The sequence below is a fragment of the Aminobacter sp. BE322 genome (assembly GCF_050433525.1).
Classification (GTDB): Bacteria; Pseudomonadota; Alphaproteobacteria; order Rhizobiales; family Rhizobiaceae; genus Aminobacter.
The window spans coordinates 242,063-259,195 of the sequence record NZ_JBNPXB010000002.1 but is presented as its reverse complement, the minus strand read 5'-3'; the positions used below and the strand labels follow the sequence as shown (position 1 = coordinate 259,195).

Genomic DNA, 17,133 nt, shown 5'->3' with positions numbered 1-17,133 from the left:
CGCCTCAGGCGACGCGGCGGCCTTCGCGCCAGACGGTGCGGACCACCGGCACATGCTCGTCGACGCGGACGCGGACCAGGTCGGCGCGGCGGCCGATCTCGATCATGCCGCGGTCGGCGAGGCCGACGGCCTCGGCCGGGTTCTTCGACACCATGGCAACCGCCTGCGGCAGGGTGATGCCTTCGACCACCTCGCCGAGGAAGAAGGCCGACTGGATCAGGCTGAAGGGGATGTAGTCCGACGACAGGATGTCGAGCAGGCCCTGCTCGGCCAGCGTGCGGGCCGAGACGTTGCCCGAATGGGAGACGCCGCGCATGACGTTGGGCGCGCCCATCAGCACGCCGAGGCCGGCGGCCTTCGAGGCGCCGGCGGCCTCGACCGTGGTCGGGAACTCGGCGACGCGGATGCCTTGCGCGATGGCCTCGTCGACATGGGCGACGGTCGCGTCGTCATGGCTCGCCAGCACGATGCCGCGCGCGTGGCAGGCAGTGGAGATGGCGTCACGGTTGGGGCGCGAGTTCCTGGCCGAGTCGCCCATGCGCTGGTCGCAGAAGGCCTTGAACTCGACGTCATTGAGCTTGAGCTTGCGCTGGTAGTAATAGGCGTAGGTGTCGAAATCGACGAACTGGCGCTGGCCCGGCGCATGGTCCATCAGCGAGGCGAGCTTCACCCGGTCGTCGCCGTCGAAATAGGCAAAGCCGTCCTGGCAGTCGGGCGCCGAGACCTCGCAGCGCAGGTGGATGAAGTGGTCTGCGCGGACGCGGTCGGCGCGCACGCTGTCCTCGATGGCGTCGGCCAGCTTGCGCATGTCGGTGGCGGTCATGTCGGCATCCTCGTCCATGCCGACGCGCAGCGCGTCGAAGACGGTGGTGATGCCGGCGGACGCCACCTGGGCGTCATGGGCGAGGACGGCCGCGATGGGGTTCCAGCGCACGCGCGGGCGCGGCGCGTAGTGGCCTTCGAGATGGTCGGTATGCAGCTCGACGAGTCCGGGGATGACGAAGTCGCCGCCCATGTCCTCGCCGACGGCGCTCGGACCGGTCGAGATTTCGGCGATCCTGCCATCGCGGACGACGATGGTGCCGTCGATCACCTCGTCGGCAAGGACGATGCGGGCATTGTTCAGGACAAGGTCGGTCATCTCAGGCGGTCTTTCTCTCGGCTTGCCTGCCCAGGGCGTGGTAGCTCAGCACCTCGAAGGGGGCACCGGCGGCCGGTTCGACGAAGACGGCGAGGCCGGCGACGGGCACCGGCCTGTCGAGCACGTTGCCCAGGCATTGTTCGATGGCAGCGCGGACGCGCAGCACCTCCTCGGTGGCGACGCGACCGGTCAGGGTCATGTGGAAGCGGAAGGCGTCGAAGACGTAAGGGTAACCCCACTGGCTGAGGTAGCGGCACTCCTGCGGGCTCAGCGCGTCGGGGTTGCGGCGGGCGAGCTCTGCGTCGGTCAGCGGTGCGCGATGCGGTTCGAAGGCTCCGACCACGTCGCCGGCAAAACGGTCGAGCTCGGGCAGGGTCTCCGTCGGGACGAGGGCGAAGAAGCCGTCGATCTGGGCGAGCTTCAGGCGCGGAATGTCGAAGGGAACGGTTTCCGCCGCAAAGGCGTCGACGGCGTCGACCAGCATCTGTTCGCTCACGCCGTCGGCGAGCCGGAACGGCGCCTTCAGCGTGGCATGGAAGCCGTAGCGGCGGGCGGCGGCGGTGTGGAAGGCGACTTCGGCCGCCGACAATTCGCCATGGGCCTTCGCCGGAAGGGACGCGCCGCCAAAGGCATCGCGCCCGAGCCAGCCGGCCGCGATGCGGCACAGCGGATCGTCATGCTCGGGCGTGAAATAGATGGCGTAGCGCATGGCGCGATTCTTCCTTGGAGATGAAGGCCCGATAGATGATTTGCGTGACAGTTTGACGAAGTAGTGGCCGACTTCCTTGGCTTTGCAAGGGCCGGCCCAAAAAGTTCAGTGGCTGGACTTGCCCCCGATCAGGCGGTGGCGCAACGCGGTCGAGATGTTGTCGAAAATGAACACCACGACCAGGATGAGCAGCACCATGTAGGCGACGTTCTCCCAGTCGGAATTGGTGCGCATGGCTTCCCACAGCTTGAGGCCGATGCCGCCGGCGCCGACGGCGCCGATGATGGTGGCCGAGCGGGTGTTCGATTCCCAGAAATAGAGCGACTGGCTGACCAGCACCGGCAGCACCTGCGGGACCACGCCGTAGCGCTGCACCGAGGCCGGCGAGGCGCCGACCGAGCGCATGCCCTCGCGCTGCTTGTCGTCGATGTTCTCCAGCGCCTCGGAGTAGAGCTTGCCGAAGGTGCCGGTGTCGGTGAAGAAGATCGCCGACATGCCGGCGATGGGGCCGGGGCCGAAGGCGCGGGTGAAGAACAGCGCCCAGATCAGCATGTCGACCGAGCGCAGGAAGTCGAAGAAGCGCTTGGTGACCTGGTTGACCAGACGGTTTCGCGTGATGTTGCGGGCCGCCATGAAGGCCAGCGGGAAGGCGAGCAGGCTGGCGAACAGCGTGCCGACGAAGGCCATGACGATGGTCTGGGCGAGCTTCAGCCAGACGTCGCCATGCTGCCATTCGGAATTGTTGACGATGTTGTTCCAGGCAAGTGCTGCATTCGACATGCCGGGATCGAGCCGTTCGCCGGAGACGACCAGCGAGGCGACCTCGGCGAAGGACTTGCCCCAGAAGGGCGAGTTGGCGTCGAAGAAGAAGTTTTCCCAGCCGAGGAAGCGGCGGCGGATCTTGACGTCGTCCCGGTCGACCTGGACGCTGCCGGCAAAGCCGAAATCGGCGACGATCTTCTCGCCGGCCGCCTTCTGCGTCGCCCAGGCGGGCAGGGCCCCGACGATCGAAATGCTCTGGCGCGGCACGACGGTCACGTCGAGCGTTTCGCCGCCATGGGTGACGACGACGCGCTCGGGCGCGATGTCGATTGCCGTGCTCGAGCCGATATGGGCGACGACCCGGTTGGCCGGGGCCTTGTTGGCGGCAACAGTGGCGCCGGCCGGCTGGGCGATGTCGAGCCAGTCTGGATGGCGGTCGGCGCGATAGGACGAAAAGCGTGGATAGCCGACGTCGAGGCGGCCGTCCTTGAAGGCGACCTGCGGCCGGACCTCGTAGGAGACCCAGTCGGCCAGGTAGGTTCCGGCGATGCCCCAGTTGCCGCCGGCGAGCACGGCGCCGACCGCGAAGAACCACCAGGCGAAGGCGACATAGGCGACGATACCGGCGCCGACTGCCCAGCCGGTCAGGCTCTTGCGCCAGGAGCCCCGGAAGACGCCGGGATGGCGGTCGGCGATTGCCTGCATTTCGGCCAGGGAAAGGGTGGTCATGATTAATCTCCGCGACCGGAGGCGAAGGCCTGTTCGCCGACCAGCTTCTTGCGCAGCCAGGCCGAAAACTGGTCGACCGCGACGATGGTGCAGAACAGGAGGAGGATGATGGCGAGCGTCTTGGCCTCGTGGTTGCGGCTGATCGACAGGCGCAGCGCCTCGCCGATGCCGCCGCCGCCGACCGCGCCGATGATGGTCGAGGCGCGGACGTTGATCTCGAGCCGCAGCAGCGCGTAGCTCAGGAAGTTGGGCATGACCTGCGGCACGATGCCGAACCAGACGCGCTCGGGCCAGTTGCCGCCGACGGCGCGCAGGCCTTCGTCGGCCTTCATGTCGGCGTTCTCGACCACTTCGAAAAACAGCTTTCCGAGCGCGCCGATGGTGTGCAGCGAGACCGCGATGATCGCCGGGATCGCGCCCATGGAGAGCACCGCCAGGAAGAAGCCGGCGATGACGATCTCGGGGAAGGCGCGCAGGATTTCGAGGAAGCGGCGGACGAAGAAGCGCAGCCAGCGCCGGGTGACCAGGTTGGACGCCGCGAGGAAGCAGAGCAGGAAGCCGAAGGCGAAACCGATCAGCGTCGAGACGAGCGCGATGTTGATCGTCTCCAGCATCTTGTAGACGTATTCGGGCAGGTAGAACGAGCCGACCAGGTACATCCGGCCCTCGGGGTAGTCGAACTTCAGGCTGCCGTCGGCATAGGGCGAGGGCAGGTCGAACAGCGCTCGCCAGATCTCGTAGCCGTCGCGCGGTATCAACTGGTCGGCGAAATCGAAGAAATGCGGCAGCCGGTCGAAGAATTTGCCGGCATTGGTGTCGTTGGCGAACCAGAGCGAGCCGGAAAGGGCGAGGAACAGCAGGATGAGGCCGCCGATGGTGTGCAGGCGGCGACGGCTGGCGAGTTCGCGCCAGTGGCGCTCGACCGCGAGGCCGGCTTCCGTGAGGGGCATTGTCATGAAGGTTCCGTCCGATCCCGGATGAAAAAAGGACGCGCCGCGATATGTGCGCGGCGCGTCCGTGTCGCCTTGCGGCTTAGCTGCCGATCTGCGCCTTGCGGGCGTCGATCACGGGCTGGTAGAACTCAGGCGTGACCTCGGTGTAGCCCTTGAAGTCGCCGCCCATGATGGCCGAGAAGCAGGCCGCATCGGTCTCGGGCAGCTTCATCATGAACTCCTTGAACTTGGTCTTGATGTCGGCATCGAGCGAAGTGCGTACGACGAGCGGGCCGTTCGGGATCAGCGGCGACTTCCAGACCTCGACCAGGTCGTCCATGTCGAGGATGCCCTTGTCGACCATCTTCTTGAGGTTGCCCGAGGTGTAGCCGTCCTTGAATTCGCCGACGCCCGAACCGAAGGTCGTGCCGGCGTCGAAGGTGCCCTTGAGCACTTCGAGGACGAGGTTCTCATGGCCGCCGCCGAAGCCGGTCTCAGCGACGAAATCCTTGACAGCCGTGCCGCCGAGGTCCTTGGGCAGCGATGTCACCGGGATCAGGTAGCCCGAGGTCGAGTCCGGATCGGCGAAGCCGAGCTTCTTGCCCTTGAGGTCTTCGAGCTTGGTGATGCCCGAGTCCTTCCTGGCGACCATGATAGAATAGTAGCCGGTGGCGCCGTCGGTCTGGACGGTGGTCAGGATCGGCTCGACCGCGTCCTTGTTCTGCAGGTAGATCTTGGCGTAGCCGGAAGCGCCGAGCTCGGCGTAGTCGAGGGTGCCGCCGAGCAGGCCCTGGATGGTGCCGTCATAGTCGGCGGCCGGGAACAGCGACACCTTCTCGACGCCGATGGCCTTGGGCAGCTGGTCGACCAGGCACTGGAAGTTGCGCAGGCGGTCGGCTTCGTTCTCGCCGCCGATCAGGCCGATGCGGAATTCCTTGAGGTCGGCGGCATGGGCCGAACCGATCGCCAGCACGGCGAGCGAAACGGCACTGAAAAGTGCTTTCTTGAACATCACATGTCTCCAGTTCGGCCCGGCGGCATGCCGGGTCATTTTCGGTTGCTGAATGCCGGCCCTTGACGCGGGCGAGACGACCGCGAACGGCCTCAGACCGGGGCGTATGCCGGTTCGAGAGGGGCGGCGGATGCGGGAACCTTGACCTTGGCCGGGCGGATGCTGGTCGAGGTGATGGCTTCGGAAATCTCGGCGCCGTCGGCGTCGGCACCGTAGACGAGACGGACGGCCTCGATGGTGAGGTCCTCGGGCGCGCCGTCGAAGACCACCGCGCCGCCCTGCATGCCGATGATGCGGTTGCAGTAGGTGCGGGCGGTGTCGAGTGTGTGCAGGTTGGTGATGACGGTGATGCCCTCGCGCAGGTTGATGTCCTGCAGCGCGTCCATCACCACCTTGGCGTTGAGCGGGTCGAGCGAGGCGATCGGCTCGTCGGCGAGGATCAGCTTCGGCTCCTGCATCAGGGCGCGCGCGATGGCGACGCGCTGCTGCTGGCCGCCCGACAGCGTGCCGGCGGGCTGGAGCGCGGTGCGGGCGATGTCGAGGCGCTCGAGCGCTGCGATCGCGCGGATGCGCTCCTCGCGGGAGAAGATGCCGAGCAGGTTGAGCCCGGTCGAACGATGGTTGAGGCGGCCGAGCAAGACGTTGGTAAGCACGTCGAGGCGCGGCACCAGGTTGAACTGCTGGAAGATCATGGCGCAGTCGCGCTGCCAACGGCGCAGCTGCGTGCCGCGCAGCGACGACACCTCGGTGCCGTCGAAGACGATCGAGCCCTGGCTCGGGTCGATCAGGCGGTTGATGGTCTTGAGCAGCGTCGACTTGCCGGCACCGGAGCGGCCGATGATGCCGACCATCTGGCCCTGCTGGATCTGGAGATTGACGCCGTTGACGGCGACATTCTTGCCGAAACGGCGGGTGACGTTGCGGATTTCGAGCATCTTGGCATCCCTGTCCCAGCGGGCTTTTTCGCCCTTGTCCGGGATCGGCCTAGACCCATCAGATGAAGCTGAAATGTCGGGATCATGTCAGTTCTGTTACGAGACACAGGGGCGAGGCCGAAAATGCGGGCCGGGAAGTCGGCGCGCGGCGACGGCGGGACATGCCGGTCCTCCCGCCGCTGGCGGCGAGGTGCGGCCTGCAAAGGCGGAGTCGTTTCAAGGTCTTGGACGAATTCGCCGAGACTTCGCAAAAACTTGAAGTGGCTGCCCTGTCACTACGTTTGTTAGTCATTATATGAGAGCGGACGTCACTTTGAGGATCCGCCGATGAAACTGTCCCGAACGACCCGCCTTGCCACCCTTTTCGCGGGCCTGTTCCTCGCCTTTTCCATGGTTGCGGTCGATCAGGCCGACGCCCGCCGCAACGGCAGCTTCGGCAGCCGCGGCACGCGCACCTTCCAGTCCGCGCCGCCCACCCGCACCGCGCCGCAGCCGACCGCGCCCATCGAGCGCTCGATGACGCCGAACACCGGCCAGGCGACGCCGAACAGTGCCGCGCGGCCGGGCACGGCCATGCAGCCGCAGCGGCCCGGCTTCATGAACGGCTTCGGCCGCTCGATGCTGGGCGGCCTGCTGATGGGTGGCCTGATCGGCATGCTGCTCGGCCAGGGCTTCGGCGGTCTCGCCGGCATGTTCGGCATGCTCTTGCAGGTGCTGCTCATCGGCGGCGCCATCTGGCTCGCCCTGCGCCTGTTCCGCTCTCAGCCGGCACGCAACTCCGGTCCGGCGATGGCCGGCGGGTCGGCCGGTGGCGGCAACTTCAACTATCGCGACGCTGCACCCCGCGAGGACGGCAAGCGCGCCTTCAGCATCCCCAACATCGGTGGCGGGCTGGGCTCGGCCGCGCAGCAGCCCGCGACGAGGGAGATCGAGCTCGGCCAGGGCGACCTCGACACCTTCCAGCGCATGCTGACCGAGGTGCAGGAAGCCTTCGGCCGCGAGGACCACAAGGCGCTGCGCCGCCTGGTGACGCCGGAAATGGTTTCGTACCTGTCCGAGGAATTGGCCGAGAACGCCCAGGACGGCCTGCGCAACGACGTGACCGACGTGCAGCTGCTGCAGGCCGACATCGCCGAGGCCTGGAACGAAGGCGACCGCGACTATGCGACGGCGGCGCTCAACTACCAGTCGATCGACGTGACCCGCAACCGGACGACCGGCGCGCTGGTGGACGGCGACGAAAACGAGCCGACGGAGACGACCGAACTCTGGACCTTCGTCCGCCAGAACGGCGGCGACTGGCAGCTCTCGGCGATCCAGCAGGCGTAGGGCTTGGGCGACTTGTACCCCCACCCCTAGCCCCTCCCCACAAGGGGGAGGGGGACAAGTTCTCCGCCGTCGCCGGCCAAAATCATCGACAGCATTTTGCAGCCAGACGGTCGTGTCTGGCGTCGCGAATGCGGCCAAGAAGAACAGCCGGAGCGGCGGCATTGCATTCGTCAGGATGCCCGCAGCTCCAAGTCTTGGCACCGGACGGTGGTGCGGCAAAGTACCCCTCCCCCTTGTGGGGAGGGGGTAGGGGTGGGGGTATCGGCGATTGCCCTGTCAGCCGCCGTGCTTTTCCAGAAATTCTTCGGCCGAGAGGTTGCGAAAATCGTCGAGCGCGGTGCGCAGCCTGGCATGGTCCCAGTCCCACCAGGCCAGCGCCTGGAAACGCTCGGCCGTCCTGCGGTCGAAGCGTTCGCGCAGCGGCTTGGCCGGCACGCCGGCGACGATGGTGTAGGGCGCGACGTCCTTGGTGACGACCGCGCCCGAGCCGACCGCAGCACCATCGCCGACGGTGACGCCGGGCAGCAACGTCGAGCCGTGGCCGAGCCAGGTGTCGTGGCCGATGGTCACGGCATTGGAGCGGCGCCATTCGAAGAAGTCGGTCTCGTGCTCGGCGTCGTCCCAATAGTCGGAGGCGCGATAGGTGAAGTGGTGCAGCGTCGGCCGCCAGGTCGGATGGTTGGTGGCGTTGCAGCGGACGGCGGCCGCGATGTTCGAGAACTTGCCGACAGTGGTGCACCACAGGCTGCAGTCCTGCATGACGTAGGAATAGTCGCCGAGCGAACTCTCGCTGATGCGGCTGCGCTCGGAGACCTCGGTCCAGCGGCCAAGCGTCGACTGCGTCACCTCGGCGCTCGGATGGATCCAGGGCTGTTCGGACAGCTTGCGGCTCATGCTGCGACCTTTCCGGCGGCGAAGGCGGTGACGTCGACGATGCGGTCGGCGACGGCCTCGCGCACGTCGGCGTCGTGGAAGATGCCGAGCAGGGCTACGCCCTTCAGCTTCTTCTCCTCGATCAGGCCGATCACCACCTCGCGGTTGGTGGCGTCGAGCGAGGCCGTCGGCTCGTCGAGCAGCAGCACCGGGTGATCGGTGATGAAGCCGCGGGCGATGTTGACGCGCTGCTGCTCGCCGCCCGAGAAGGTGGCGGGCGGCAGGCCCCACAGGCGCTCCGGCAGGTTCAGCCGGCCGAGCAGTTCGGATGCCCGTGCATGGGCCTCGTCGCGGGCGGTGCCACGGGCGACCAACGGCTCGGCGACGACGTCGAGCGCGGAGACGCGCGGCACCGTGCGCAGGAACTGGCTGACATAGCCGATGGTATCGCGGCGCACAGCCAGCACAGTGCGCGGGTTGGCGGTGGCGAGATCCACCAGCTGGCCGTGGTGTTCGACGATGATCTGGCCCTGGTCGACGCCATAGTTGCCGTAGACCATCTTGAGGATCGAGCTCTTGCCGGCGCCCGAGGGGCCGCCGAGCACGGCGCATTCGCCCGCACGGACCGAGAAGGAGACGTCGGCGACCACGGGCAGGCGGATGCCGCCGCGCAGGTGCATGGTGAAGGCCTTGGCGACCTCGGAGACGATGAGTGGCGTGGCCATGGTTACACCTGCAAGATGGAGGAAACGAGGAGCTGGGTGTAGGGCGCGCGCGGATCGTCGAGCACGCGGTCGGTGAGGCCGCTTTCCACGACATGGCCGTCCTTCATCACTATCATGCGCTGCGACAGGAGCCGGGCGACGGCGAGGTCGTGGGTGACGACGATGGCAGCCAGCCCGAGGTCGGTGACCAGCCCGCGCAACAGGTCGAGCAGGCGCGCCTGAACCGACACGTCGAGGCCGCCGGTCGGCTCGTCCATGAACACCAGCCTGGGGCCGGTGACGAGGTTGCGGGCGATCTGCAGGCGCTGGCGCATGCCGCCGGAGAAGGCGCGCGGCTCGTCGTCGATGCGCTCCTCGCCGATCTCGACGCGTGACAGCCAGTCGATGGCGGTTCCGCGGATGTTGCCGTAGTGGCGGTCGCCGATGGCCATCAGCCGCTCGCCGACATTGGCGCCGGCCGACACCGTCATGCGCAGGCCGTCGGCCGGGTTCTGGTGGACGAAGCCCCAGTCGGTGCGCATCAGGAAGCGGCGCTCGGCCTCGCTCATGCGGTAGAGGTCGCGCCACTGGCCGTCGCGCATGCGGTAGCTGGCGGTGCCCGACGTCGGCAGCAGCCGGGTTGCGAGACAGTTGAGCAGGGTGGTCTTGCCCGAACCGGACTCACCGACGATGGCCAGCACCTCGCCCGGCCAGAGGTCGAAGGAGATGTCCTCGCAGCCGATGCGCGAGCCGTAATATTTCGACAGCGCCGTGACGCGCAGAAGCGGTTCGTCGGTCACTTTGAAATCTCCTTTCTGGTCTCTTCGGCGCCGCGCCACCCCTCACCCTTACCCTCTCCCCGTGCAGAACGGGGAGAGGGGGGCATGGACGTTGGAGCCTCCTCCTTCTCCCCGTTCTTACGGGGAGAAGGTCCGGCAGGGGATGAGGGGCAGCTCGACGTTTCGGGATTCAGATGCCCGACATGCCCGTCCTTGCGGCGCGTCTCGCAATGGTCGGTGTCGGAACAGACGAACATGTGCCCGCCGTGATCGTCGAGGATGACCTCGTCGAGATAGACCTGCTCGGCACCGCACAAGGCGCAGGGCTGGTCGAAGCTCTGGATCTCGAAGGGATGGTCCTCGAAGTCGAGGCTGACGACCTCGGTGAAGGGCGGAACGGCGTAGATGCGCTTCTCGCGGCCGGCGCCGAACAACTGCAGTGCGGGCGACATGTGCATCTTCGGGTTGTCGAACTTCGGCGTCGGCGAGGGGTCCATCACGTAGCGGCCCTCGACCTTGACCGGATAGGCGTAGGTGGTGGCGATGCGGCCGTGCCTGGCGATGTCTTCGTAGAGCTTGACGTGCATCAGGCCGTATTCCTCGAGCGCGTGCATCTTGCGCGTCTCGGTCTCGCGCGGTTCGAGGAAACGCAGCGGCTCGGGGATCGGCACCTGGTAGACCAGCGTCTGGCCCTCGGCCAGCGGATGTTCCGGGATGCGGTGGCGCGTCTGGATGATGGTCGCCTTCGAGGTTTCAGTGGTGACCGCGACGTCGGCGACCTTCTGGAAGAAGGCGCGGATCGAGACCGCGTTGGTGGTGTCGTCGGCGCCCTGGTCGATGACTTTCAGCACGTCGTCGGGGCCGATGATCGCGGCCGTCACCTGCACGCCGCCGGTGCCCCAGCCATAGGGCATCGGCATTTCGCGGGATGCGAACGGCACCTGGTAGCCGGGGATGGCGATGCCCTTGAGGATCGCCCGGCGGATCATCCGCTTGGTCTGCTCGTCGAGATAGGCGAAGTTGTAGGTTGCGATGTCAGTCATGATCTGGACTTCCTGGCCGTTGCCCTTCGCCTCTCAGCGTTGCGACTCTCTTGCGCTTGTGATCCGTACAAAAATGTGCGAATTTACTTGCGGCGAGGGGATGCGGCAGATGAAACGGGAGGCTCTTATCCGGGAGCTTCGAGCTTTGGCGCGTAAGACCGGAAAGCATTTCGAAGTGCTTCAGGATCATGGCAAGGGATCCCACTACCGAGTTGTCTTTGGCGACCGTTTCACCATGATCAAATCGGGTAAGTCGGGAGAGCTCAAGCCCGGTTACGTGGCGCTCGTGAAGGGGCAACTCGGTATCGAATGACGGCTCGATTTGTCTCTTGTACTGCCCACGGTTGCTGCAGCTAAGGAAGCGGACATGGAATACGTCTTTGCAGCCGATTTTCAGGCGGATCCCGATGGGGGGTACATTGTAACCTTCCCGGACGTCCCGGAGGCGATCACCTTCGGTGACGATTTGACCGACGCGCGCTCCAGTGCGGCAGAAGCGCTTGGTTTCGCCCTGCGCGGCTATCTGGCTCTCGATCGGCCGCTTCCGACGCCGATCACCAAACGCAAGGGACTGGTGGCAATTCCGGTCAGCGCTACCACGGCGTTGAAGCTGGCCGTGGTCGAAGCGTTTCGTGCCAGTGGCATGTCGAAGTCGGACTTTGGACGCCTGCTGGGCAAGGCCGAGGGAGAGGCCCGCCGCATCCTTGACCCTGATCATCCGACCAAGGTCCAGGCGCTCGAAGCGGCGCTGGCCGTGCTCGGCAAGGACATCGTGATCTCGGTGCGCGATGCCGCGTAGCACATTCCGGGAGGCGCTCATTCCGCCGCCTCCCGCTGTTCGGTTTCGTTGGTCTGGTTGCGCTTCTCATGCTCGCCGCGCATGCGGCGGACGAGGTCGAGTTCGGCCTGGAAGTCGACATAGTGCGGCAGCTTCAGGTGCTCGACGAAGCCGGTGGCCTGGACGTTGTCGGAGTGCGAGATCACGAACTCCTCGTCCTGGGCGGGAGCGGTGATGTCCTCGCCCAACTCGCCGGCGCGCAGGGCGCGGTCGCACAGCGACATGACCATGGCCTTGCGCTCGGACTGGCCGAAAACCAGCCCGTAGCCGCGGGTGAACTGCGGCGGCGCCTTGGCCGAGCCCTTGAACTGGTTGACCATCTGGCACTCGGTGACGCGGATGCGGCCAAGCGTGACGGGGAAGGGCAGTTCCGGCACGTCGAGTTCCAGCTCGACCTCGCCGATGCGGACCTCGCCGACGAAGGGATGGCTGCGGCCATAGCCGCGCTGGGTCGAATAGCCCAGGGCCAGCAGGAATCCTTCATCACCGCGCGACAGCGCCTGCAGGCGGATGTCGCGTTCCATCGGGAATTCCAGCGGCTCGCGGGTGATGTCGCCGGTGGCATGATCCTCCGGCAGCTCGCCGTCGGCTTCGATCAGGCCCTCATGGGCAAGGATCTCGGAGACGCGCGCCATGCGCTGGCTGTCACCCTCGCGCTGTTCGGGCTCGGCAATGGCAGGGTCATGCGCGAGTTCGGGGTCGAGCAGGCGGTGGGTATAGTCGAAGGTCGGGCCGAGCAGCTGGCCGCCGGGCAGGTCCTTGTAGGTGGCCGAGACGCGGCGCTCGACCTGCATGGCGGCGGTTTCGATCGGCCGGGTGTAGCCGAAGCGCGGCAGAGTGGTGCGGTAGGCGCGGACGAGGAAGATCGCCTCGATCAGGTCGCCGCGCGACTGCATGATGGCAAGCGCCGCCAGCTCGCGGTCGTGGAGCGAGCCTTCCGACATGACGCGGTCGACGCCGAGCGCCAGCTGCTCGACGATCTGGTCGATGCGCAGCGCCGGCACCGAGCGGTCGCCGCGGCGGCGGTCGGCGAGCAGGCGGTGCGCATTGGCGATGGCTGCTTCGCCGCCTTTGACTGCAACATACATGTCAGGCCTCCATCGTCTTGATGCGGGTGGTGCGGGGCAGGCAGGCGACCGCACCGGGCGCTGCCAGGATGACGTCTGTGCCGCGCGGGAAGCGCGCGCCGTTCTGCTTCCACTGCTCGACGAAGTGGCGCGGCAGCGGCGACGGCGCGATTGTCGCGGTCGTCTCGATGCCGGGACCCTTGAGTTCGAGCGGCTCGCCCGCCGTCAGGCTTTCGACCTGCAGGATCAGCGTGGTCGAACGATCCGGATATTCCTGCGTGCCCTGGGCGAAGTTCTCGAGCGCGATCAGCGTCGCCGGATTGGCGACGAGGGCGAAATGGGCGTCGGCGGGCGTCGTCGCCAGCTGTGCGCCGCTGTGGAAGGCGAGCCAGGACTTGGCTGCGGCCGATACCTGGAGCGGAGTGTCGAGCCAGAGCGGCGTGTCGTGGTCGCACAGGGTGAGGGCCACCGCACCTGCTGTTGCCGACAGCGGCGCGGGCGGCTGGGCGAATGCGGCGACGGGCTGGACCGTGCCGGGGCGCGCCATGGCGTCCATGACGGCGCGGAACACCGTCTGGGCGTCGAACACGGGAGCGGCGAAACCGCCGTCGATGACATCGAGCTGTTCCATCAGTCCTCTCCGCGAACCATGGTGAAGAAGTCGACCTTGGTGGCCGCCGTCTCGGCGCGCCTGGTGGCGTCGGCCTCGACCTGGGCGGCGCGCAGGGGGGCAAGGATCTTGTCCTCGACCTCGGCGCGGCGAGCCGGGTTCTGCCAGACCGCATCGGCGATTGCCGAAAGCCTTGCCTTCTCCTTGTCGCGGCCGAGCGCATAGGAGTGGCCGATTTCGCCCGAGGGCAGGCGCACCGTGGCGCGGGTCACCGTCGCCTCGCCGAAGTTGAACGGTGCGCCGCCGCCGCCGATGCGGCCGCGCACCGACACCAGGCCGGTCTCGGGTCCGCGCAGCATCTCGGCCTCACTGGTTATGCCGGCAGCCGCGCACAGCCGCTTCAACTCTTCCGTGGAAGCCAAGGCGAGGGCCGCCATGGCCGCCTTCCGCGCCGCTTCCAGTTCTCTCTCCTGCCGTCGGTCCATCTCGATTGCCGCTCCACTTCATATTTGTCTATTGTTCTATACAATCGAACAACATACAATGGGCTTGTAGAGAGGCTCCGTGACGAGCGCATGACAGGGACGGTGGATTTGAGCGGGCAAGAACAGGCGGTGACGCGCAAGAGCGGGGTGGCGCTGTGGCGCCAGATCGCCGACCAGATCAGGCAGGCGATATCAGCCGGAACGCTGGGCGCCGACGGCAAGCTGCCGCCGGAAATGGTCCTGTCCGAGCGTTTCGGCGTCAATCGCCACACGCTGCGCAGCGCCATCGCAGCGCTCGTGCAGGAGGGCGTGCTGAGAGCCGAACAGGGGCGCGGCACCTTCGTCGAAAGCCGGCAGAAGCTGTCCTACCCGATCTCGGCGCGGACGCGCTTCTCCACCGGGCTACGCAGCCAGACGCGCGACCGGCGTAGCCTGTTGCTCTCCCATGCGGTGGAGGCGGCGACCAAGCGCGTGGCCGAAGGCCTCGGTCTTTCAGAGGGCGCGCCCGTGGTCAGGCTGGAGACGCTGAGCGAGGCCGACGATCGCCCGGTGTCGCGCGCAACCGGCTGGTTCGACGCCGAACGCTTCCCCGGCTATGCCGATGCCTATGCCGAGACGGGCTCGATCACGCTCGCCTTCCAGCGCTATGGCATCGAGGACTATTTCCGCAAGGCGACCCTGGTCTCGGCCCGCCATGCGGATGCCGCCGACCTCGCCGACCTCAGGCTTTCGGCCGGTGCCATCGTGCTGGTCGCAGTCGCCGTCAACGTCGATGCCCAGGGCGTGCCGATCCAGTATGCCGAAACGCGCTTCGTCGCCGACCGGGTCGAGCTCAGCGTCTCGACCGAGGCCTAGCGCACTCGGCTCTGGGTTGTCATGGAATCGTCGTGCAACCGTCATCGCGCTGAAATCTCACTCGCCCAAACGGAATCCGCAAAATCCGTTCAGGCAAAGAGGTTTCCCATGTCAGGCGACATTTCGGGCAAGATGCCCCGCAAGCTCCTGCTTCTGACCGCCGCGCTCGCGGCGTCGGCGGCGATCCCGGCACATGCGGCCGAGGTGTTCAACCGTATCGCCACCTTCCCGGTCGCGCGGAACCTGCCGGCCGACATCGACCCGGCGACGCCGACCTCGTCCGAGATCGTCACGGTCAGCGAAGACGGCATGACGCTGGTCTATTCCGACAGCCCGCTCGGCGCGGTCGGCTTCATCGACATCACCGACGCCAAGGCGCCGAAGGCCGCCGGCATCGTCAAGATCGAGGGCGAGCCGACGTCGGTCGTCGTCGCCGGCGCCAAGGTTCTCGCCGGCGTCAACACCTCGAAGAGCAAGCAGCAGCCGTCGGGCAACCTGACCGTCATCGACCTCGCCGCGAAGAAAATCGAGGCCAGCTGCGACCTCGGCGGCCAGCCCGATTCGGTGGCGCTCAGCAAGGACGGCAAGTACCTTGCCATCGCCATCGAGAACGAGCGCGACGAGGAGCTCAATGACGGCGAGCTGCCGCAGCTGCCGGCGGGCAACCTGAAGATCGTCGCGCTCACGGACGGCACGCCCGACTGCGCGACGATCAAGACCGTGGATCTGACCGGCATCGCCAAGGTAGCGCCGGAGGATCCGGAGCCGGAATTCGTTTCCTTCAACGACAAGGGCGAGATCGCCGTCACGCTGCAGGAGAACAACCACGTCGCCATCGTCGACGCAGCGACTGCAAGGATCGTCACGCATTTTGCAGCCGGCGAAGTGACGCTCGAGAACGTCGACACCAAGAAGGACGGGGCGATCAGCTTCACCGGCAAGGTCGAGAATTCTCCACGCGAGCCCGATGCCGTGAAGTGGCTGGACGACGACCGCCTCGTGGTCGCCAACGAGGGCGACTACAAGGGCGGCGCCCGCGGCTTCACCATCTTCTCCAAGGCGGGCGAGGTCCTCTACGAATCCGGTCCGGCCTTCGAGTACCAGGCTGCCGCCGCCGGCCACTATCCGGACCACCGCAACAAGAAGGGCATCGAGCCGGAAGGCATCGAGGTCGCGAGCTTCGGTGACCAGAAGCTGATCTTCGTCGCGGCCGAGCGCGCCTCGCTGGTCGGCGTCTACAAGGACACCGGCAAGGAGCCGGAGTTCCTGCAGCTGCTGCCCTCGGGCGTCGGCCCGGAAGGGCTGGTGGCGATCCCGCAGCGCAACCTGCTCGTCACCGCCAACGAGACCGACCTGGTAGAGGACGGCCTCGCCCGCTCGCATGTGATGGTCTATGAGCGCGGCGAAGGCGATGCCGCCTATCCGCAGATCGTGTCGAGCTTCGGCGAGGATGGCACGCCGCTCGGCTGGGGCGCCCTTTCCGGCCTCGCCGCGGATCCCAAGGAAGCCGGCAAGCTCTATGCCGTGTCGGACTCGGTCTACCGCTCGCAGCCGTCGATCTTCACCATCGACACGACCAAGACCCCGGCCTTGATCTCGGCCAGGACGGTGGTCACCCGCGACGGTGCCCCGGCACAGAAGCTCGACCTCGAAGGCATCGTCTCCGACGGCAAGGACGGCTTCTGGCTGGTCTCTGAAGGCCGCAGCGACAAGCTCGTGCCGCACGCCGTCTACAGGGTCGACGCCAAGGGCGCGATCAAGGAAGAGATCGCCTTCCCGGCGGAACTGCTCGCCGGCGAGACCCGCTATGGCCTCGAAGGCATCACCACCATCGGCGAAGGCGACGAGCTCATGCTCGTCATGGCCGTGCAGCGCGAATGGGGCGACGATCCCAAGGGCCGGGTCAAGCTCGTCGCCTACAAGCCCAAGGACAAGGAGTGGTCGGCGGTGCGCTATCCGCTCGACGCCACCGAGAAGGGCTGGGTCGGCCTGTCGGAGATCACCGCCCATGATGGCAAGCTCTACGTCGTCGAGCGCGACAACCTGATCGGCCAGGAAGCCGGGATCAAGCGCCTCTATGCGGTGGCGCTCGACGGCTTCAAGCCGGTCAAGCTCGGCGGCGAGCTGCCGGTGGTCGCAAAGACGCTGGTGCGCGACCTCGTGCCCGACCTCAAGGCGGCGACCAATGGTTACGTCGTCGACAAGGTCGAGGGTTTTGCCATCGACAAGGACGGCCAGGCCTTCGTGGCGACGGACAATGACGGCGTCGACGACTCCTCGGGCGAGACGCTGTTCATCCGCCTGGGCAACATCGCCGCGGTCAACTGACC

Annotated in this window: 18 protein-coding genes; 5 read left to right on the top strand and 13 right to left on the bottom strand. The window is 66.7% G+C overall.

Annotation, left to right across the window (positions count from 1 at the left end; translation table 11 throughout):
- Positions 1–4 precede the first annotated feature (4 nt).
- The 6 genes from J2X50_RS05290 to phnC all read right to left on the bottom strand — a co-directional run bounded on the left by J2X50_RS05290 (position 5) and on the right by phnC (position 6,220).
- Positions 5–1,141, bottom strand: a complete 1,137-nt coding sequence (locus tag J2X50_RS05290; RefSeq protein WP_429092441.1) for an alpha-D-ribose 1-methylphosphonate 5-triphosphate diphosphatase — start codon at positions 1,139–1,141, stop codon at positions 5–7.
- A gap of 1 nt (position 1,142) precedes the next feature.
- The gene (locus J2X50_RS05285) at positions 1,143–1,850 is read right to left on the bottom strand and encodes a DUF1045 domain-containing protein (protein ID WP_429092438.1); all 708 of its coding nucleotides are present in this window, start codon (positions 1,848–1,850) and stop codon (positions 1,143–1,145) included.
- A 105-nt stretch (positions 1,851–1,955) separates the two neighbouring features.
- Entirely contained in the window at positions 1,956–3,341 is a 1,386-nt protein-coding gene (gene phnE, locus J2X50_RS05280) for a phosphonate ABC transporter, permease protein PhnE (protein ID WP_429092435.1), read from the bottom strand.
- Positions 3,342–3,343: 2 nt separating this feature from the next.
- Positions 3,344–4,291, bottom strand: coding sequence for a phosphonate ABC transporter, permease protein PhnE (gene phnE, locus J2X50_RS05275; protein WP_429092839.1), 948 nt, complete (start codon positions 4,289–4,291; stop codon positions 3,344–3,346).
- Between the two features lie 82 nt (positions 4,292–4,373).
- A complete protein-coding gene (gene phnD / locus J2X50_RS05270; protein WP_429092433.1) occupies positions 4,374–5,285 on the bottom strand; it encodes a phosphonate ABC transporter substrate-binding protein in 912 nt (303 codons plus the stop codon).
- Between the two features lie 92 nt (positions 5,286–5,377).
- A complete protein-coding gene (gene phnC, locus J2X50_RS05265; protein WP_429092430.1) occupies positions 5,378–6,220 on the bottom strand; it encodes a phosphonate ABC transporter ATP-binding protein in 843 nt (280 codons plus the stop codon).
- A gap of 327 nt (positions 6,221–6,547) precedes the next feature.
- Here phnC and J2X50_RS05260 point away from each other — a divergent pair, with 327 nt between their 5' ends.
- The gene (locus J2X50_RS05260) at positions 6,548–7,549 is read left to right on the top strand and encodes a Tim44 domain-containing protein (protein WP_429092428.1); all 1,002 of its coding nucleotides are present in this window, start codon (positions 6,548–6,550) and stop codon (positions 7,547–7,549) included.
- A gap of 276 nt (positions 7,550–7,825) precedes the next feature.
- On the opposite strand, the gene J2X50_RS05255 is transcribed toward J2X50_RS05260, so the two are convergent.
- From J2X50_RS05255 to J2X50_RS05240, 4 genes are read right to left on the bottom strand one after another with little or no spacing between them, the layout of a single operon-like run.
- The gene (locus J2X50_RS05255) at positions 7,826–8,443 is read right to left on the bottom strand and encodes a DapH/DapD/GlmU-related protein (protein ID WP_429092426.1); all 618 of its coding nucleotides are present in this window, start codon (positions 8,441–8,443) and stop codon (positions 7,826–7,828) included.
- Positions 8,440–9,147 (bottom strand): phosphonate C-P lyase system protein PhnL, encoded by a 708-nt coding sequence (phnL, locus tag J2X50_RS05250; protein WP_429092423.1) that lies wholly within the window; start codon positions 9,145–9,147, stop codon positions 8,440–8,442. Before phnL ends, J2X50_RS05255 begins: the two co-directional genes overlap by 4 nt.
- Before the next feature lie 2 nt (positions 9,148–9,149).
- Positions 9,150–9,926 (bottom strand): phosphonate C-P lyase system protein PhnK, encoded by a 777-nt coding sequence (gene phnK, locus J2X50_RS05245; RefSeq protein WP_429092420.1) that lies wholly within the window; start codon positions 9,924–9,926, stop codon positions 9,150–9,152.
- A complete protein-coding gene (locus J2X50_RS05240; protein WP_429092418.1) occupies positions 9,923–10,948 on the bottom strand; it encodes an alpha-D-ribose 1-methylphosphonate 5-phosphate C-P-lyase PhnJ in 1,026 nt (341 codons plus the stop codon). Before J2X50_RS05240 ends, phnK begins: the two co-directional genes overlap by 4 nt.
- Between J2X50_RS05240 and J2X50_RS05235 the strand changes: the two genes are divergently transcribed.
- Entirely contained in the window at positions 10,947–11,261 is a 315-nt protein-coding gene (locus J2X50_RS05235) for a hypothetical protein (RefSeq protein WP_429092415.1), read from the top strand. The genes J2X50_RS05240 and J2X50_RS05235 overlap by 2 nt on opposite strands.
- A 54-nt stretch (positions 11,262–11,315) precedes the next feature.
- Positions 11,316–11,747, top strand: a complete 432-nt coding sequence (locus J2X50_RS05230) for a type II toxin-antitoxin system HicB family antitoxin (protein WP_429092412.1) — start codon at positions 11,316–11,318, stop codon at positions 11,745–11,747.
- A gap of 17 nt (positions 11,748–11,764) precedes the next feature.
- Here J2X50_RS05230 and J2X50_RS05225 read toward each other — a convergent pair whose 3' ends face one another.
- From J2X50_RS05225 to phnG, 3 genes are read right to left on the bottom strand one after another with little or no spacing between them, the layout of a single operon-like run.
- Complete coding sequence (locus J2X50_RS05225; RefSeq protein ID WP_429092410.1) at positions 11,765–12,874, bottom strand: carbon-phosphorus lyase complex subunit PhnI; 1,110 nt, start codon at positions 12,872–12,874, stop codon at positions 11,765–11,767.
- A 1-nt stretch (position 12,875) separates the two neighbouring features.
- Complete coding sequence (gene phnH, locus J2X50_RS05220; RefSeq protein WP_429092408.1) at positions 12,876–13,484, bottom strand: phosphonate C-P lyase system protein PhnH; 609 nt, start codon at positions 13,482–13,484, stop codon at positions 12,876–12,878.
- A complete protein-coding gene (phnG, locus tag J2X50_RS05215) occupies positions 13,484–13,948 on the bottom strand; it encodes a phosphonate C-P lyase system protein PhnG (RefSeq protein ID WP_429092405.1) in 465 nt (154 codons plus the stop codon). The genes phnH and phnG overlap by 1 nt, the downstream gene beginning before the upstream one ends.
- 90 nt (positions 13,949–14,038) lie before the next feature.
- On the opposite strand from phnG, the gene phnF reads away from it, so the two are divergent.
- Both phnF and J2X50_RS05205 read left to right on the top strand, forming a co-directional pair.
- Positions 14,039–14,803, top strand: coding sequence for a phosphonate metabolism transcriptional regulator PhnF (gene phnF / locus J2X50_RS05210; protein ID WP_429092402.1), 765 nt, complete (start codon positions 14,039–14,041; stop codon positions 14,801–14,803).
- A gap of 132 nt (positions 14,804–14,935) precedes the next feature.
- Positions 14,936–17,131, top strand: a complete 2,196-nt coding sequence (locus J2X50_RS05205; protein WP_429092836.1) for an esterase-like activity of phytase family protein — start codon at positions 14,936–14,938, stop codon at positions 17,129–17,131.
- Positions 17,132–17,133: the final 2 nt, after the last annotated feature.

Coding starts and splice junctions, on each gene's coding strand:
- J2X50_RS05290 (WP_429092441.1), bottom strand. CDS start 1,141: ATGACCGACCTTGTCCTGAACAATGCCCGCATCGTCCTTGCCGACGAG.
- J2X50_RS05285 (WP_429092438.1), bottom strand. CDS start 1,850: ATGCGCTACGCCATCTATTTCACGCCCGAGCATGACGATCCGCTGTGC.
- phnE (WP_429092435.1), bottom strand. CDS start 3,341: ATGACCACCCTTTCCCTGGCCGAAATGCAGGCAATCGCCGACCGCCAT.
- phnE (WP_429092839.1), bottom strand. CDS start 4,291: ATGCCCCTCACGGAAGCCGGCCTCGCGGTCGAGCGCCACTGGCGCGAA.
- phnD (WP_429092433.1), bottom strand. CDS start 5,285: ATGTTCAAGAAAGCACTTTTCAGTGCCGTTTCGCTCGCCGTGCTGGCG.
- phnC (WP_429092430.1), bottom strand. CDS start 6,220: ATGCTCGAAATCCGCAACGTCACCCGCCGTTTCGGCAAGAATGTCGCC.
- J2X50_RS05260 (WP_429092428.1), top strand. CDS start 6,548: ATGAAACTGTCCCGAACGACCCGCCTTGCCACCCTTTTCGCGGGCCTG.
- J2X50_RS05255 (WP_429092426.1), bottom strand. CDS start 8,443: ATGAGCCGCAAGCTGTCCGAACAGCCCTGGATCCATCCGAGCGCCGAG.
- phnL (WP_429092423.1), bottom strand. CDS start 9,147: ATGGCCACGCCACTCATCGTCTCCGAGGTCGCCAAGGCCTTCACCATG.
- J2X50_RS05235 (WP_429092415.1), top strand. CDS start 10,947: ATGATCTGGACTTCCTGGCCGTTGCCCTTCGCCTCTCAGCGTTGCGAC.
- J2X50_RS05240 (WP_429092418.1), bottom strand. CDS start 10,948: ATGACTGACATCGCAACCTACAACTTCGCCTATCTCGACGAGCAGACC.
- J2X50_RS05230 (WP_429092412.1), top strand. CDS start 11,316: ATGGAATACGTCTTTGCAGCCGATTTTCAGGCGGATCCCGATGGGGGG.
- J2X50_RS05225 (WP_429092410.1), bottom strand. CDS start 12,874: ATGTATGTTGCAGTCAAAGGCGGCGAAGCAGCCATCGCCAATGCGCAC.
- phnH (WP_429092408.1), bottom strand. CDS start 13,484: ATGGAACAGCTCGATGTCATCGACGGCGGTTTCGCCGCTCCCGTGTTC.
- phnG (WP_429092405.1), bottom strand. CDS start 13,948: ATGGACCGACGGCAGGAGAGAGAACTGGAAGCGGCGCGGAAGGCGGCC.
- phnF (WP_429092402.1), top strand. CDS start 14,039: ATGACAGGGACGGTGGATTTGAGCGGGCAAGAACAGGCGGTGACGCGC.
- J2X50_RS05205 (WP_429092836.1), top strand. CDS start 14,936: ATGCCCCGCAAGCTCCTGCTTCTGACCGCCGCGCTCGCGGCGTCGGCG.